Below are 820 nucleotides of genomic sequence, written 5' to 3'. Positions count from 1 at the left end.
ACGCGTGATCAGTAGAAACAAGGGTGTTTTTTCTTAAATCATTTCTACTTAAAGTAGATGATTTCTGCACCATCATGCCAGGACCATGATCCCAATCGCTCCCTGGATCCACAGAGAGCTACAATGCTATTGGAAGTCCACAGAACACTACTCTCTTTGGGTCTCCCCCTGATTAGCTCCACATAAAAACAAGGATTGAAGCACTCCTTGTTTGCCCAGTAGTCTATGAATGCCCCTGAGTACCCTGACCAATTTTGGTTGTTGACAATCAGCTGGTATGAGATTGGCCCTGATTGAGTGTCGATTTCTGCATTTGGGACCTTTAACATTTCGTAGCCTGATCTGGAGTCTTTGCTAATTGTCCTACCAAGCCATGAATTCCCCCCGTCTAAGAATGCAAACCCTTTTACCCCGGGGTCTGGGTTCCCTCCTGTTATTGGCGCATCACAGTTCCCATTGGTGGGGTCATTAGGACGACTTGTGTCGGTTAAGACTTTCGAACACAAGTATTTGCTTGTGTGGGTCATCCTTTCGGGATCTATAGTGATTATTGGCCTATTTGCCCCCTTCCAATTGTCTCTGCATACACATTTGATCATCCCTGCTGCTCCGTAGCATGAACATTCTTCGATGTGTTGAGCGTTCCCTTGCAGTTCTTCAGTCTTTTGTATCTTTCCCTCTTTGAAGTAGATTATCTTGGTAGCTGCTTTGTTGTTTGCTGGACCATCTGTCATGACCACTGGGCAGATTCCTTTATGGCACACACATTCTGATTCTTGAGTTCTAAGAATGTTCCCAGCCCATGATGGGATTTCTGTTA

The 820-nt window shown here is 45.1% G+C and carries 1 protein-coding gene; it reads right to left on the bottom strand.

The features are described 5' to 3' along the window. Positions 1 to 44 precede the first annotated feature (44 nt). On the bottom strand, positions 45 to 820 hold a 776-nt coding region (locus tag IEV85_RS24730), incomplete at its 5' end, for a sialidase/neuraminidase family protein (RefSeq protein WP_188467946.1).

Source organism: Marivirga lumbricoides, assembly GCF_014636295.1.
In the GTDB taxonomy this organism is placed as follows: Bacteria; Bacteroidota; Bacteroidia; order Cytophagales; family Cyclobacteriaceae; genus Marivirga; species Marivirga lumbricoides.
The sequence above is the reverse complement of the archived record's forward strand: the minus strand, read 5'-3'. Positions and strand labels throughout refer to the sequence as shown.